9 protein-coding genes, 2 tRNA genes and 3 rRNA genes are annotated in these 17,228 nt (G+C 38.5%); 1 reads left to right on the top strand and 13 read right to left on the bottom strand.

The annotated features are described in order from the left end of the window. Positions 1–30: 30 nt before the first annotated feature. The 4 genes from ACFJGY_RS04970 to folK form a co-directional block, all read right to left on the bottom strand. Positions 31–1,932, bottom strand: coding sequence for an ATP-dependent DNA helicase RecQ (locus ACFJGY_RS04970; protein ID WP_379968702.1), 1,902 nt, complete (start codon positions 1,930–1,932; stop codon positions 31–33). Between the two features lie 80 nt (positions 1,933–2,012). Beyond that, positions 2,013–3,464: an OmpA family protein gene (locus tag ACFJGY_RS04965; RefSeq protein ID WP_379968699.1), complete on the bottom strand. Its 1,452-nt coding sequence runs from the start codon at positions 3,462–3,464 to the stop codon at positions 2,013–2,015. 25 nt (positions 3,465–3,489) lie between these two features. Beyond that, on the bottom strand, positions 3,490–4,917 hold the full coding sequence (locus tag ACFJGY_RS04960) for an OmpA family protein (protein ID WP_379968697.1): 1,428 nt from the start codon (positions 4,915–4,917) through the stop codon (positions 3,490–3,492). Between the two features lie 21 nt (positions 4,918–4,938). Further along, positions 4,939–5,355, bottom strand: a complete 417-nt coding sequence (gene folK, locus ACFJGY_RS04955; RefSeq protein ID WP_379968695.1) for a 2-amino-4-hydroxy-6-hydroxymethyldihydropteridine diphosphokinase — start codon at positions 5,353–5,355, stop codon at positions 4,939–4,941. A gap of 21 nt (positions 5,356–5,376) precedes the next feature. Here folK and sppA point away from each other — a divergent pair, with 21 nt between their 5' ends. After that, complete coding sequence (gene sppA / locus ACFJGY_RS04950) at positions 5,377–7,122, top strand: signal peptide peptidase SppA (RefSeq protein WP_379968693.1); 1,746 nt, start codon at positions 5,377–5,379, stop codon at positions 7,120–7,122. Positions 7,123–7,300: 178 nt separating this feature from the next. On the opposite strand, the gene ACFJGY_RS04945 is transcribed toward sppA, so the two are convergent. The 9 genes from ACFJGY_RS04945 to ACFJGY_RS04905 all read right to left on the bottom strand — a co-directional run bounded on the left by ACFJGY_RS04945 (position 7,301) and on the right by ACFJGY_RS04905 (position 17,040). Further along, a complete protein-coding gene (locus tag ACFJGY_RS04945) occupies positions 7,301–7,969 on the bottom strand; it encodes a DUF6048 family protein (protein ID WP_379968691.1) in 669 nt (222 codons plus the stop codon). Then, a complete protein-coding gene (locus ACFJGY_RS04940; RefSeq protein WP_379968689.1) occupies positions 7,935–8,408 on the bottom strand; it encodes a DUF6452 family protein in 474 nt (157 codons plus the stop codon). The genes ACFJGY_RS04945 and ACFJGY_RS04940 overlap by 35 nt, the downstream gene beginning before the upstream one ends. Positions 8,409–8,494: 86 nt before the next feature. After that, positions 8,495–9,901 carry a 23S rRNA (uracil(1939)-C(5))-methyltransferase RlmD gene (gene rlmD / locus ACFJGY_RS04935; RefSeq protein WP_379968687.1) on the bottom strand — a complete coding sequence of 469 codons (1,407 nt, stop codon included), beginning with the start codon at positions 9,899–9,901 and terminating at the stop codon, positions 8,495–8,497. Positions 9,902–9,904: 3 nt separating this feature from the next. Continuing rightward, positions 9,905–11,401, bottom strand: coding sequence for a TlpA family protein disulfide reductase (locus tag ACFJGY_RS04930; RefSeq protein ID WP_379968685.1), 1,497 nt, complete (start codon positions 11,399–11,401; stop codon positions 9,905–9,907). A 333-nt stretch (positions 11,402–11,734) separates the two neighbouring features. Beyond that, positions 11,735–11,842 (bottom strand): 5S ribosomal RNA (gene rrf / locus ACFJGY_RS04925). Between the two features lie 185 nt (positions 11,843–12,027). Beyond that, positions 12,028–14,783, bottom strand: a 23S ribosomal RNA gene (locus tag ACFJGY_RS04920). A gap of 336 nt (positions 14,784–15,119) precedes the next feature. After that, a tRNA-Ala gene (locus tag ACFJGY_RS04915) sits at positions 15,120–15,196 on the bottom strand. Between the two features lie 85 nt (positions 15,197–15,281). Next, positions 15,282–15,355: transfer RNA gene (locus ACFJGY_RS04910), tRNA-Ile, on the bottom strand. Positions 15,356–15,523: 168 nt separating this feature from the next. Then, positions 15,524–17,040 (bottom strand): 16S ribosomal RNA (locus tag ACFJGY_RS04905). The 16S, 23S and 5S rRNA genes sit together here with 2 tRNA genes alongside, the layout of an rRNA operon. Positions 17,041–17,228 lie beyond the last annotated feature (188 nt).

The raw sequence follows: 17,228 nt of genomic DNA, 5'->3' as shown, positions 1-17,228 counted from the left end.
TCAAGTCGGGCTGCGTAAGATTCTACGTTTTTATTGATTGAGCATATAAGTTTTGTAATTCAACATTTTGACTTTGCCGATGTCCAAAAGGAAAATCAGTGTTTCTGAAATTGATTCTTTGGAGTAAAAATTAAGATTTGCAGCAACTTCGTCCAAAGACATCGGCCTGTTTGAAAGTTGCAACGAAATATCGCTGGACAAATTTCTTTTGGAATTGTTTCTTTTCCTGCAAACGGAACATTTACCACAATTTTCGGCATCCCGTTCTCCAAAATAACTCAGGATCAGCTTCATTTTACAGAAATCCAAATCTTTTATATAGAATTTATTTTCTTCCCATTTTCTCAGTTTATTTTTCTGAATATGGTTAAAAAGCGTCCAATATTCTCCTGAGAGATGTCTGTCATTCCTAGGTTTTAAAAACTTGATAGAATGTTGGCTTCCGTCGAGATATTCCAAATGTCCGGCTTTTTGCATCTGCTTCAGTCTTTCTTTGAAATTGACAATATCAAATCCGTTTTTTTTGCAAAATGCAACATCGCTAAAATGAACTTTCTGAATGCCCAGACCTGGTAAATTCCGGAAAAGAAGTTCCATAAAATAAGCATCTGAAGGTGCTAACTGTTCCAACTCATCCGATTGGATAAAGCTTTGAATCGTGGAAGCGGAAATATTTTTTTTATAATAGACAAGTTCCTGGTTATTCAGAAAAGTGAGAATATTCTTGATTTTTGCGATCGATAATTTTGTTAAATTCTTAATCCTGTTAATGTCCAACTGAAAAGTTCTTTCCGGTAAATCTGAATCTGCAACTTGAAAAATGGAATACAGATAAGTCAGTATTTTCTGATATTCTGTTTTATTGGGGATTTGGTTTTTGAAAACATCATCGATATTGGTGATTTCCTGTTCATTCCAAAGCATCAAAACCAAGGCTTCTTCTTCATTTCTACCAGCTCTTCCAATTTCCTGATAATAATTTTCTATCGTGGATGATGGGGAAAAATGAATTACGAATCTGACATTGTCTTTATCAATACCCATCCCAAAAGCATTGGTAGAAACCAACACATGAAACTGCCCGGTAATCCATTTTTTCTGAAGTCTTTCCTTTTCATTTGAAGGCAGACCGGCATGAAAAAAATCGATGTTTTGAAATTGGTTTCTCTTAATAAAAGACGTAAGCTCTTCTGCTTCTTTTCTTGTTCTTGTGTATATTATTCCGGACGATGGATTTTGTCTTAGAAACTCTAAAATCCTTTTATACTTATCTGAAGTATTTTCTACAATGATATTCAGGTTGTCTCTTTTAAAACTTTGTCTGAAGATCTGAGGATTATGAAGTCCTAATTTGCTTACCATCTCATCTACAACTAGATTGGTCGCTGTTGCTGTAAGTGCTAGACAAGGTACATTTTTGAATTCCTGCCTGAATTTTTTGATATTCTGATAGCTGGGACGGAAATCCTGTCCCCATTCTGAAATGCAATGAGCCTCATCCACGGCAACAAAAGATATGTTGATCTCCTGAATATTCTTCAAAAATAATTGATTTTGCAATCTTTCCGGCGAGACATATAAAACTTTTGTCAAGCCTTCTTTGCAACGATTATAGACGATTTCTTCTTCAAACTCATCTAATTCTGAGCTAAGCAACTCGGCTTCAATCCCCAAAGCCTGTAAAGAAAGCAGCTGATCCCTCATCAATGCCAATAAAGGTGATATCACAAGACAAGTTCCTTCCAGAATGATTGCAGGCAGATGGTAACAAAGGGATTTCCCACCTCCTGTTGGTAACAAGGCTAAAGTATCTTTACCATTTATAATGGAAAGAATAATTTTTTCCTGGGAAGACCGAAATTCATCAAACCCCCAATATTGTTTGAGCGTTTTATGAATTAGTACATTTTGTGATTCTATAGAGGAAAGCATCTGTAAATTTAATCAATTCTTTAAAATAAAAAAACCGTCTCGTAATAAAACGAAACGGTTTTAATTATATAAAATATATTTTATTTAGCTTCAAAATATACTCTTCTGTTTGCTCTGTTTTTCCATTCCGGACATTTGTCTGCTGGTTCACATTCAGGATATAAAAGATTACTTTCTCCTGTACCCAAAGCTTCAAACTTATTTTTGTCTGCACCATTCTGGATCAAATAATTTTTTACATTATTTGCTCTTCTTTCAGAAAGCTCCTGATTATATTCTTCTGTACCTCTTGTATCGGTACCACCAATAACTTTGAAGTTACTGTTAGATGAATTAATATAATTAATTGCATTATTCAGGATCGGTGTATTGGAAGGTAAAATTCTGTCAGAATTAAGATCAAACTCAATTCCTTTCATGATTGTAGATTCGTCTGTTACAACTCCTGAAGTAGAATTTGGATTGTTGCTTATAGCAGCTACAGGACAGCCGTTATTTTCTGCCGGTCCAGGAACTGTTACACATTTGTCATATAAATCAATAACTCCGTCTAAATCCACGTCTAATGCTACACCTGCACCGTCAACTCTTGCTCCAGCCGGCGTATCAAGCTGTCTGTCCCAATCATCACAAACTCCATCATTATCAACATCTCCTTTTTTACAAACTTCAAGATCTTGCGTTTTATCATTAAGAACATCAAGTTTGTAATAGATCTCCTGCAATGGATCGTGCCACATCAAATGAGATTCGTGCTTACCCAATTTGAAGGTAAGGCCTAAAGTTGTGTTGAAGAAGTTGTCTGAGATTTGATCTTCTGTAAGATTATATCCATTTTGTCCAACACCTGCACCATCAAATTCATCATCACCTGTAACAACGTACATTACTCTACCTTCTATATCAATTCTGTTATTGATTTTAAATTTAAGACCAGCACCTGCCTGTCCAAAAAGAGAACCAAGTTTAAATGGTTTTTTCTCATAATTTAGAACTTGATTAAATACCGGACCAGGATCCTGTCTGTATGATCTGTAAGCTAATGTACCAACACCTGCATATCCGTGTAATGCCCATCTGAATGGAGATTTATTATCTACTCTTCTAAGAAGGTTCGAAAAATTAAGATCTCCTAAAATTGAAATAGCATCATATTGAGTCCTACCTGCAGGACGATTTCCAGATAAAGCTACATGATCTTTTGTATTGATCTCACCTTGTCTTGTTTCTCCATGGTCATATTGCAAATTAAGTCCAAAAGCGTGTGTAATTGCTTTATCAACACTTATGTAAGCTGAGTATCCAAAAAGATTTTTCCCGTTTCCGTTTTTGATGGATGTCATGTCAGCTGACTGAATAAGTGGTACTCCCGCACCAACAGATACAGACCAGTCATTGAATCTTTTTGAAGATTGTGTAAATGGGGAAACATTTTGAGATCCGGAGTTGGCATCTGTGGACTTCTCCTGACCAGCTAGACTCATAGGTAACAACAAACTTAATGTTACTAATGATAATAAATTTTGTTTCATATTTGAATGTTTTTTTTCTAATTAATTATTTTGCTAAAAAATATACTCGTCTGTTAGCTTCATTTTTCCACTCCGGACATTTTGTTGCCGGATCGCATTCTGTATATTTAAGATCTCCTTTTCCTCTTCCTTCTGCTGTTAAAACAGCTTTGGAAACACCCTTATTAACAAGATAGGTAACAACTGCGTTTGCTCTTGCCTGGGATAATTTTTTATTATATTCTGCAGAACCTCTGCTATCTGTAGCACCTACGACTATAAAACCATTATCTGCTCCTAATGTTTTGATAATATCTGCAGCATTGTTTAGATCTGAAAAAGATTTTGGTCTGATAACGTCTTTATTAAGTTCAAATTCTATTCCATTGAAATATTTATTAATTTCAGTGATTGCCAGTTCTTTTGCCTGTAATGGTTTAACTGTATTTTCTACAGGACAACCATTATTTCCAATAGGTCCTGGCATAGAAACACATTTATCATTAAGATCTATAACACCATCAAGATCTAGATCCAGAGCAACTCCGGCACCATCTACTCTGGCACCAGCAGGCGTATCCAATTGTCTGTCCCAGTCATCACATACTCCGTCATTATCAACATCTCCTTTTTCGCAAACTTTGAAATCTTTGAATTTTTCTTCCAGATCAGCTGTTCTTGCATAAGCATTTTGTAATGGATCCACCCAACGAAGATGATCTTGGTGCTTTCCTAATTTGAACGAAACACCTAAGTTAACCAACCATGCATTGTCTGTATAGGAATCATTAATCTGGTTATATCCCGGAGTGGCATCTCTTGTCCAACCACCGCCATCGAATTCTTCATCGCCACTAATAATGTACAATGTTCTTAATTCTACATCAAGCAATCTTGATACATTATATTTTAAACCAACTCCACCAATATATGTGAAAGATGAAATTCCGATTTTTTGATCTATATAAAGAGGCCATTTACTAAGCATATTGCCATCTTGCAAAAATGTTTTGTAGCCAGTAAATCCAACTCCACCATAACCATGGAATGCCCATCTGAAGTTAGACTTGTTATCTACTCTTCTCATAATGTTAGAGAAATTGACATCCCCTAACAGTGCAATCTGATTAAACTTAGTGTAACCATGTGCAACGCCAGCCGCTTCATTAAGTAAAGCTTTTTGTTTAGTTTCTCCTCTTGTATACAAAAGAGAAAGCCCAAAAGCTTGCGTAATCTGTTTGTCAATACTTACATAGCCGTTCCAACCCCAATTGATGTCTCCATCATAAAAAGAAGTGAGATCTGCATTAGCCATAAAAGCTCCCCCACCTCCAACAGAAATAGACCAATCTTTGAAAAGTCTGCTTTTGTTGTCAAATGGTTGCAATTTCGAATCTGTTTTAGCCGTTGATTCATTAGTCTGTGCAAGACCAAGAAAAGGCCATAGGAAAAATAAGAATAGTGTTTTCTTCATAATCATTTGTGTTATACTATCTTACCTCACTTCATTTATTATTTCTCTTGCAAAATCTCTCTCGTAAAGATTTTTGTGATGAGGAATAGTAAGTTTCGTCGAGATAAACTTTATATTATTATATAATACGATATCAATGTCTATAATTCTGTCCTGATAACTGCCAAAATCTGAAGAATCTTTGGTTCGACCCATTTCTTTTTCAATTTTTTTAAGGTGCCTCAACAGTCTTATAGGCGAAAATTGTGTTTTTAAATTAATTGCAATATTACAAAAATTATTGTAACTTTCAAATTCTACTGGCAATGTTATAACTAATTCAGAATTTTTTAATATTGCACCTATCTCATTTTCTATTTTTTCTAGCGCAATTTGGATATTATTCTCCGGATTATTAATATTACTTCCTAGTAACAAAACCACAGTATTGTACGACATATCAAACAAATTAATTTTATAATGAAAAGTTTTTTCAAACTAGTTCTCGCAAATTTAACTGCATTTTTTATAGTGGTAGCAGGTTTCTTTGTATTTTTTATAGCATTTCTAATTTTATCTTCTATCTCAGACACCTCCGATGTAAAATCTAATTCTGTACTAACCCTGGATCTGAAAACCAAAATCATCGACAGTCCATCTGAGGATCAGGAAGAATTTTTCAGTATTAAGAAAGAACAAAAAGCAGTTTTGCTATATGATGTTCTCCAAGCGATCAATAATGCTAAAACCGATGATAAAATAAAAGGAATAAGTATAGAGGCCGATCAAATCAATGCCGGAATCACCCAATTAGATGACATTAGGAATGCACTTATTGATTTCAAAAAAAGCGGTAAATTTGTTTATGCTTATGGGAATTCGGTTTCTCAAGGAGCATATTACTTAGGTTCAGTTGCCGATAAATATTATCTGAATCCTGCTGGCGGAATAGAATTAAAAGGACTTTCTGCCGAAGTGACTTTTTTCAAGAGTTTTGCCGAAAAATATGGAATTGGAATCCAGGTGATCCGCCACGGAAAATTCAAAGCGGCAGTGGAACCATTCTTAAGAGACGAAATATCTCCGGAAAATAAAGAACAGCTTTCAACCTTACTGAATGATATCTGGGCTAATACTTCCAATAAAATCTCTACCTCCAGAAAAATCCCTGCATCAGAATTTAAAACAATTACAGATAGTCTGTACGGATATCTTCCAAATCTAAGTTTAAAATATAAACTGGCAGATCAGCTGATCCAGAAAAGTGAATATGATAATATCATCAAGAAAAAACTGAATATAGAGACTGATGAAAAGATCAACAAAATCTCTTTTGCAAAATATGCCGAATCGATAGACCCAGAAAGCGGGAAAAATAAAATTGCCATTTTATACGCATCCGGAGCAATCAATAATGGAAAAGGTTATGACGCTATATATTCTGATAACTTTGTTAAAGAAATCAAGAAGCTACAAAAAGATGATGATATTAAAGCAGTAGTATTCAGAATCAACTCGCCTGGAGGAAGTGCCAATGCATCGGACGAAATACTTTTCGAAATGCAGCAGCTAAAACGTAAGAAACCGGTTATCGTTTCTTTTGGAGATTATGCCGCTTCCGGTGGTTATTACATTGCTATGGGCGCAGATAAGATTTTCTCAGAACCGAATACCTTAACCGGATCTATTGGTGTTTTTGGCGTGATCCCGTACTTTAAGGATTTGGCTGAAAAAAACGGAATCCGAAGTGATGCGGTTACCACGAATGCCAATTCTAATATGATCTCAGCCATCAACGGATTGAGTCCCGGGGCGCTTACAATAATGACAAGAAGTGTAGAGTCTACTTATCAGCGATTTGTACACTTTGTAACCGTAAACAGAAAAAAATCTTTTGAAGATATTGATTCTATCGGCGGCGGAAGGATCTGGTCCGGCGTTAGAGGAAAACAAATCGGACTTGTAGATGAGCTGGGAACACTACAGGATGCTATTAATTTTGCTGCAAAATCTGCTAATCTTAAGGATTATGGCGTTTCTGCATATCCTGCAAAAGTTTCAAAATTTGAGCAGATCTTCTCTTCTGAAACGGATGAGGATTTTTCTACAAGAGTGATCAAAAATAAAATAGGGAAAGAGAATTTCAAGATCTTCCAGCAGATTACAGATCCTAATGCAAAAGCTTCTGTAATGATGGAAATGCCGTTCAATATCAAGCTGAATTAAAATAATTTCTATAATTTATCTCAATAAAAAAGCACAAAGCCCATACAGAGTTCTGTGCTTTTTGTTTTAAAATGATTTAATCTAATATCGTAAATTATCGGGAAGAAATGATGAGCGGATTAAGTTGTCAAAAAAAATTTAAAATAAAAAGTCCACACATTGTGCAGACTTTTTATTTTTAAAATTTATAAGCAATACTCCAGCTAAAGCCCATTGTGAAACTTCCGGAGCTTTTCCCAAATCCCGGGACAATCATTGGTTTGATCTCCTCCTGCTTAGTGGTATAGGCTAGATATCTTGGCTGTGCATTAACATCAATAAAAAAATTACTGGTGAAAACCTGAACTCTTGCTCCCAGCATAGCCTCGATCCAATAACTGCTTTGCGTGGAAGGATCGAAAGTCAGAAAAACGCCTTCACTGTTCAAGCCTTTTACCGGAACTGCTTTATATTCCTGATTGTAAAAACTTCCTGCCAGTTTTGCACCGGCATAGAAACCATTCAGCTCATTTTCCGGATCCATTGAAAGCATATAAAATCCTCCGATCTTTGCAAATAAGCCATCAGCTGTTACGTCATAACCATTTTTCTGATAGATATTCTTATCATATCCAAGATCGATAATGGCATGAACTTTTTTATTGATTCTACTGGATATAAATCCCTGTATCAGTTGTCTGTCTCCAAAAAAACTGGTTCCAAGATTCAATATGTCCATACCTACAGTAAAGTTGGGGGTATATTTCCATTTCACAGAATCTTGCTTTTTCTCCTCCTTTTTGGTCTGGGAAAAAACTGAGATCGATAAAATACTAAAAACGCAGATAAAAATTGATCTTACTTTCATCAGTCAGTGATGTGTGATTTGGTTCAACATTCAGTACAGGATCGCTTTGTAAAAGATCAGTTTTCAGGTTTTCATAATTGATTTTGAAACCGCAGGCTGGCGAGACATAAATTGATTTTGTATCGTAAGTAACTCTTATCTTGCTCCTCGGTCCTGCTAATCTTCTTCTGACATAAACATCGGTGTAAGGACTTTCATCAATCCTCAAAGGGACAAAAACAGAATCTACGTTGGCTTGCGCTGTAATAATACTGGTAAGTGTAGTTTTCCCATAATCGACATCTACATAAAGAGTATCCAAACGTATCAATTGTTGATTGACGTTGTGAAATTTAAGTTTAAGTCTTGGTGTAGATTCTTCTCCCAGGCAGATATCATCGTCGCTCCCACAACTTGTGAGAATCAACAACAATCCGAAAATCCATATTACATTTTTCATTTATTAAATATAAATTAAAATCTATAAATTATAGTCTTCGACAAGCTCAGACTGACGCCGCTAAAAAATCCGTAAATATATTACACCTATTTTCTAATCAGCAAAGCGATATTCTCCACGTGATGTGTCTGTGGAAACATATCTACCGGAAGGATTTTTACCAATTCATAATCGTCCTTCATCAACGCTATATCTCTAGCCTGTGTCGCCGAATTACAGCTAACGTAAACAATTCTTTCCGGTGCTAACTTCAGGATCTGCTCTACTACTTTTTGGTGCATCCCATCTCTTGGCGGATCCGTAATCAGAACATCTGCTTTTGGGTGGTTGGCAAGAAACTCATCATTGAAGACGTTTTTCATATCTCCACAATAAAAAGTGGTATTGGTAAGACCATTTAGCTCAGCGTGCTCAATTGCAGCATTTATAGCTTCCTGAACAGACTCGATCCCGATCACCTGCTTTGCATTTCTTGCAACATATTGTGCAATAGTCCCAGTTCCTGTATAGAGATCGTAAACCACTTCATCACCTTTAAGATCAGCAAACTCCAGTGTCTTTCTGTATAATTCCAAAGCCTGTTTGTAATTGGTCTGGAAAAAAGATTTCGGTCCGATTTTGAATTTGAGACCATCCATTTCTTCATAGATAAAACCTTCTCCGAAATAAGTCTGGATATCCAAGTCATAGATGCTATCATTTCCTTTCGGGTTGATAGCAAACACCAACGTATTTATTTGTGGGATTTGACTTAAAAGAAAATCGAACAATTTGATCCTTTCTGCTTTCATTTCCTTATAAAGTTGGAAAAGCACCATCCATTCTCCTTTAGAATTCTGGCGAAGCATCAAGGTTCTAAGAAATCCTTGTTGAGCTTTTACATCATAGAATTCCAAACCGTTTTCAACAGCATAATTCTTAACTGCCAATCTTATCAGATTTGAGGGTTCTTCCTGGAGATAACATTCCTTAAGATCGAGGATCTTGCTCCACATTCCTGGTATATGGAATCCTAAGGCATCTTTATTACCGAAATTCTCTTCCGAACTAATTTCATATTTGGTTAACCAGCGTGCGTTGGAAAAGGAAAATTCCATTTTGTTTCGGTAGTAATACTGATCGGGCGCTCCCAAAATAGGGATAGCTTCAAATTCTGGGAATCCACCAATTCTCTTGATATTATTGACTACTTCATTGTGTTTGAAGTCGAGTTGTTTTTCGTAAGCGATATTCTGCCATTTACAACCACCGCAAGTTCCGAAGTGGATACATTTGGCGTTAACTCTGTATGGAGAATATTCTAAAAACTCTACAGCCTCTCCCTCTACATAATTACTTTTAGTTTTTTTAACCCTTACGTTTACAATATCTCCGGGAACTGCGCCAGTAACTAACACAGTTTTCCCGTCTTCTGTTTTACCAACAGAAACTCCTTTCGCACCTGCAGAAAGGAGTTTGATACTTTCAAGAATTTTATTTCTTCTTTGTTTCATTAATTATTTTGTTTTTGCAGAATCTGCATTTGGATTCTGTTGTAACAAATCATTTTGTAATTGTGCCTGTGGATTAACCGTTGGCGCCTGCAGACCAGAAACTTTGTTCATTTCCTGTACAAACTTAGCATCACCTAAATTATAAAAAGTCTGGCTTGCCACTTTCCCATCTTTATCAATCAAGAAGAAACCAGGAATTTTAAATCCATAAATGAAAAATTTCTTAGCATATTCTGATGACAACCCACCTTCAGCATAATAATTTGTTCCAGGAATGCCTTTTAACATTGCATTAGCTGTTTTTGTGAATTGTTCATTAGTATCATCAAGATTTACAAATGCAAAATTAACTTTAGATTTGTAAAAATTTACAACTTCTTTAAGTACAGGAATTGTAGATTGCCCAATATAAGGGTTCCAAGAAGCATAAGTCATTACCAAAGTCGGTTTTCCATTTAATTCTAAATTACCAGATTTTCCATCCAACTTCTGTAAAGTAACCTTAGGAGCTTCCTCTCCTTTTTTCAATCCAAACACAGCATTAATAGCAGAGTTAAGGTCTTTCTTAACTTCAGAATCTTTTATATATTCATCACTAATTTTCTTAACTTTTTCCACTTCACTTGTGTAAGGATTAAGGTCAAATTTAGCAATGACAAAAGCTAGCAAATAATCTTTGGTTTTTTGAGACATCTCCTTATTTGTTGCTAGGTATCTGGCAAAAATTGTAGACATCGTAACATTATCCTTGTCTTTTTGTTTTACAGCAAAGTTCTGGAAATCCTGACCAACTTTATTTAATAAGTAGTTTCTGTAAACGGGTAATTCCTCTACCATTCTGTCATTATTTTCTGTCAGAGATTTTTCGTAATCAGTAAAAGTTTTAGAAACTTTAAAAGATGGATCACCGGAAACCTGACCATGAGCAGATTGATACTGAACAAGAAATGTCAATATATTAGTTGTTAATTCGTCTTTTTTAAGTTTTACAACTTCGCTATCTGCGCCTAATTTATCTGCAGTTTCATCAAGGTTTTTTTCAAGATCAGAATATATTTTTTTTATGTCCGCTAAAAATTCAGATTCCTTTTTCTGCAGCATTTGCATATTTAATCTGGAACTGTAAGACTCCATATACTTTTGCGTAGCTGTTATGAAATCATTGTTTTTCTTTGCATCACCTTCGATTTTATAAATTTCAGGGAAAGTTGCAGCATCACCATAAATCTTTAAATCCTGACCTTTTTTAAGATAGATGAAATTCATTTTCCCGGCATAAGTCATTGCATACATTCCATTTTTTGGAGCTTTAAAGTCTCCTTTAAAATTTCCTTTTTCGTCAACACCAATATTAATAAGAGGAAGTGTTGCTACACCTGATGCTTCTATAAATTCTATTCTTTCCAAAGGAGAACCTCCTTTTACATTTCCTTCAACTTTAACTTTGGAGCAAGAAACCACCATCAAAGAAATTAAAAGAAGAAATAAGTATTTTTTCATTTTAAAAATTAATTTGTGCAAAAATAACTCAATTAAGATTTTAAAAAAAATGAAATCTATACTTTTATTATAACATTAACAGATTTTAAGTCATATTAGTTATGTGTAAGGTCGAATTTGAATACAGAATAAGAAAATAGCAGATTAATTTAAAAGTGAGATAGAGGGATAATAAATAATTACCAATTCACATCATTGGTTTATACCTTCAATTTATGATGTGGGGGATTCGGTATTTATATTTTATCAGTTTTACTTATAAATGTTCTTAGAATATATTTGAGTTTGGATCAAAAAAAATCCTCAATCAAATGAATGATTGAGGATTAAAAAAACTGGCGGCGACCTACTCTCCCGCTTTCGCAGTACCATCGGCGCTAGAGGGCTTAACTTCTGTGTTCGGAATGGGAACAGGTGAGCCCCTCTGCTAAAACCACCCTAAAGGCTGTTTTGTACAAAAGGATGTACAATATATTTATATTATTAGATTTGAGATTAATAGATAGGAGGCAAAAAGACTATTAAAGTCTATCATCTATCAGTCTATCATCTTCTAGTCTAATAATTATCGATAAAAACGTTCACAAAGAGATAACCTTGTTGCGCAATTGAGCAACTGCCAATTAGGCAATAAATCTACGGGTAATTAGTACTACTCGGCTATGACATTACTGTCTTTACACCTATAGCCTATCAACGTCGTCATCTCCAACGACCCTTAAAAGATGTCTCATCTTGAGGCGAGTTTCGCACTTATATGCTTTCAGTGCTTATCTCTTCCAAACGTAGCTACTCAGCGGTGCACCTGGCGGTACAACTGATACACCAGAGGTTTGTTCAAATCGGTCCTCTCGTACTAGATTCAAGCCCTCTCAAACATCTAACGCCCGCAATAGATAGAGACCGAACTGTCTCACGACGTTCTGAACCCAGCTCGCGTGCCACTTTAATGGGCGAACAGCCCAACCCTTGGGACCTTCTCCAGCCCCAGGATGTGACGAGCCGACATCGAGGTGCCGAACCTCCCCGTCGATATGAGCTCTTGGGGGAGACTAGCCTGTTATCCCCGGAGTACCTTTTATCCTATGAGCGATGGCCCTTCCATACGGAACCACCGGATCACTATGTCCTGCTTTCGCACCTGATCGACTTGTAGGTCTCACAGTCAAGCACCCTTATGCCATTACACTCTACGCACGGTTACCAAGCGTGCTGAGGGTACCTTTGAAAGCCTCCGTTACTCTTTTGGAGGCGACCACCCCAGTCAAACTACCCACCACGCAATGTCCTTCTAAAAGAAGTTAGGCTCCAAGTAAGTAAAGGGTGGTATTTCAACGTTGACTCCACAAACACTAGCGTGCCTGCTTCAAAGTCTCCCACCTATCCTACACATTACTTACTCAAAGTCAATACGAAGTTATAGTAAAGGTTCACAGGGTCTTTTCGTCCCATTGCGGGTACTCGGCATCTTCACCGAGACTACAATTTCACAGAGCTCATGGCTGAGACAGTGCCCAGATCGTTACACCATTCGTGCAGGTCGGAACTTACCCGACAAGGAATTTCGCTACCTTAGGACCGTTATAGTTACGGCCGCCGTTTACTGGGGCTTCAGTCAAACGCTTCGCATTGCTGCTAACGCCCTTCCTTAACCTTCCAGCACCGGGCAGGTGTCAGACCCTATACAGCATCTTTCGATTTAGCAGAGTCCTGTGTTTTTGATAAACAGTCGCCTGGGCCTCTTCACTGCGGCCAGCATTGCTGCTGGCGTCTCTTCTTCCGAAGTTACGAGACTATTTTGCCTAGTTCCTTAGCCATGATTCACTCTAGCACCTTAGGATTCTCTCCTCGACCACCTGTGTCGGTTTTGGTACGGGTTGCTTCACTTCGGCTTTTCTTGGAAGCGATTTCACTACAGCAACTTCGCCCGAAGGCTAGGTCTTGACTATTCCGTCAGTCTCCAGTAGCTACGTCACTCCGTCCCCTTTTTAGTGTGAGCAAGTATGGGAATATTAACCCATTGTCCATCCACTACCCCTTTCGGGTTCGCGTTAGGTCCCGACTAACCCTCAGCTGATTAGCATAGCTGAGGAAACCTTAGTCTTTCGGTGAGCGGGTTTCTCGCCCGCTTTATCGTTACTTATGCCTACATTTTCTTTTCTATCCGCTCCACAATACCTCACGATACTGCTTCTGTGCAAATAGAATGCTCCCCTACCAGATGTAATAAATTACAAATCCATAGCTTCGGTAATATGCTTATGCCCGATTATTATCCATGCCGGACCGCTCGACTAGTGAGCTGTTACGCACTCTTTAAATGAATGGCTGCTTCCAAGCCAACATCCTAGCTGTCAATGCAGTCCAACCGCGTTGTTTCAACTTAGCATATATTTAGGGACCTTAGCTGTTGGTCTGGGTTCTTTCCCTCTCGGACACGGACCTTAGCACCCGCGCCCTCACTGCTGAGAAACATTTATTAGCATTCGGAGTTTGTCAGGAATTGGTAGGATTTGACTCCCCCGCATCCAATCAGTAGCTCTACCTCTAATAAACTTGTCTCAACGCTGCACCTAAATGCATTTCGGGGAGTACGAGCTATCTCCCAGTTTGATTGGCCTTTCACCCCTACCCACAGGTCATCCGAAGACTTTTCAACGTCAACCGGTTCGGTCCTCCACTTTGTGTTACCAAAGCTTCAACCTGCCCATGGGTAGATCACAAGGTTTCGCGTCTAATCCTACTAACTAAGCGCCCTATTCAGACTCGCTTTCGCTCCGGCTCCGGACCTTAAGTCCTTAACCTCGCTAGTAAAATTAACTCGTAGGCTCATTATGCAAAAGGCACGCCGTCACAGAATAAATCTGCTCCGACCGCTTGTAGGCGTACGGTTTCAGGTTCTATTTCACCCTTCTATTCGAAGTGCTTTTCACCTTTCCTTCACAGTACTTGTTCACTATCGGTCTTTCAGGAGTATTTAGCCTTGGAGGATGGTCCCCCCATATTCAGACAGGATTTCACGTGTCCCGCCCTACTCATTTATCATCTATGTATGCCTTTCATATACCGGGCTATCACCGTCTATGGCTGTTCTTTCCAGAACATTCTATTAAACATATAAAGACTTTTGGGCTAATCCGCTTTCGCTCGCCACTACTTACGGAATCTCTTCGATTTCTTTTCCTCCGGGTACTTAGATGTTTCAGTTCTCCGGGTTTGCTCCTCTTACGAGGTGACTGGTCTTCAACCAGCCGGGTTGCCCCATTCGGACATCTGCGGATCAATTCGTGTGTGCCAATCCCCGCAGCTTTTCGCAGCTTACCACGTCCTTCGTCGCCTCTGAAAGCCTAGGCATCCGCCATACGCCCTTAACGATTTCTTTCCTAATTATTAATTAGTTCAGTATTTTTTGTCTCGTCACAAGTGACGAGACGGTATTTTTATAAACTCAAGCGCTCAATTGCGCTCGGTTTTCTCTTTGTGATGTTCTTATCGTTAATGTCAATGATCTTTTATCTTCTTACGCCTTTAATGAACAGATATTGTTTTTGGCTCTATCCGTAACTTTTAAATTAAAGTCATAAAACAGTAATATATAAGAGAGTCGAACTCTTTACATTCAATAATATGTACATTATTGTAATGCCGGACCCATTTGTCCATAAATATTGTCTTTCGTAAATGTATAATCTTCTGTTCTTGTTACTTTTCAGTAACTTGGTGGAGAATAAGGGAGTCGAACCCTTGACCTCCTGCGTGCAAGGCAGGCGCTCTAGCCAGCTGAGCTAATTCCCCCTGTTTTAGACTTGGAGATGAAAGACATCAGATACAAGACTTAATCTTGACTCTTTTTCTTTTATCTTCCCGTCTTTTCAATTAGTAGTCTCGGGCAGGCTCGAACTGCCGACCTCTACATTATCAGTGTAGCGCTCTAACCAGCTGAGCTACGAGACTCTCTCTAATTACTAATTATTAATTTTTAATTAATAATTGTTAATTATCTCTTGTTCCCTGATACTAATCTTTAGGGGTTATATTTTTATATAAGCAACCGAGTAAAAAACCAAAGCTTTAATAAGTATAAGGCTCTTTAATTTTGTTTATCGTCTAAAAGACGCTCTAAAATGAGATGTTCCAGCCGCACCTTCCGGTACGGCTACCTTGTTACGACTTAGCCCTAGTTACCTGTTTTACCCTAGGCAGCTCCTTTTACGGTCACCGACTTCAGGTACCCCAGACTTCCATGGCTTGACGGGCGGTGTGTACAAGGCCCGGGAACGTATTCACCGCGCCATGGCTGATGCGCGATTACTAGCGATTCCAGCTTCATAGAGTCGAGTTGCAGACTCCAATCCGAACTGAGACCAGCTTTCGAGATTCGCATCCAGTCACCTGGTAGCTGCCCTCTGTACTGGCCATTGTAGCACGTGTGTGGCCCAAGACGTAAGGGCCGTGATGATTTGACGTCATCCCCACCTTCCTCTCTACTTGCGTAGGCAGTCTCACTAGAGTCCTCAACTGAATGTTAGCAACTAGTGACAGGGGTTGCGCTCGTTGCAGGACTTAACCTAACACCTCACGGCACGAGCTGACGACAACCATGCAGCACCTTGAAAAATGTCCGAAGAAGGATCTATTTCTAAACCTGTCATTTCCCATTTAAGTCTTGGTAAGGTTCCTCGCGTATCATCGAATTAAACCACATGCTCCACCGCTTGTGCGGGCCCCCGTCAATTCCTTTGAGTTTCATTCTTGCGAACGTACTCCCCAGGTGGCTAACTTATCACTTTCGCTTAGTCTCTGAATCCGAAGACCCAAAAACGAGTTAGCATCGTTTACGGCGTGGACTACCAGGGTATCTAATCCTGTTCGCTCCCCACGCTTTCGTCCCTCAGCGTCAGTTAAGACTTGGTAACCTGCCTTCGCAATTGGTGTTCTAAGTAATATCTATGCATTTCACCGCTACACTACTTATTCCAGCTACCTCAATCTCACTCAAGACTCGCAGTATCAATGGCAGTTTCATAGTTAAGCTATGAGATTTCACCACTGACTTACGAATCCGCCTACGGACCCTTTAAACCCAATAAATCCGGATAACGCTTGCACCCTCCGTATTACCGCGGCTGCTGGCACGGAGTTAGCCGGTGCTTATTCATACAGTACCTTCAGCTACTTACACGTAAGTAGGTTTATCCCTGTATAAAAGAAGTTTACAACCCATAGGGCCTTAGTCCTTCACGCGGGATGGCTGGATCAGGCTTTCACCCATTGTCCAATATTCCTCACTGCTGCCTCCCGTAGGAGTCTGGTCCGTGTCTCAGTACCAGTGTGGGGGATCACCCTCTCAGGCCCCCTAAAGATCATCGTCTTGGTGAGCCGTTACCTCACCAACTAACTAATCTTGCGCGTGCCCATCTCTATCCACCGGAGTTTTCAATATCAAATGATGCCATTCAATATATTATGGGGTATTAATCTTCCTTTCGAAAGGCTATCCCCCAGATAAAGGCAGGTTGCACACGTGTTCCGCACCCGTACGCCGCTCTCTCTGTTCCGAAGAACAAATACCGCTCGGCTTGCATGTGTTAGGCCTCCCGCTAGCGTTCATCCTGAGCCAGGATCAAACTCTCCATTGTATGTTTGTTTGTCCTTATACTCAACTCAATTAATAAAAATTGACGCTTTGGTTTTTTCTTACTTGGTTGTTATATGTTATGTCAATGAACTGCGTTCTGTTCGCCTCCTCAGGATTCTTAATCTGTCATTGTTGACCCTGATTTGCGAGTGCAAAAGTAAAAAGTTTTTTCTAAACTACCAAAACTTT

This window comes from Epilithonimonas sp. UC225_85 (assembly GCF_042695135.1).
GTDB lineage: Bacteria > Bacteroidota > Bacteroidia > Flavobacteriales > Weeksellaceae > Epilithonimonas.
The sequence above is the reverse complement of the archived record's forward strand: the minus strand, read 5'-3'. Positions and strand labels throughout refer to the sequence as shown.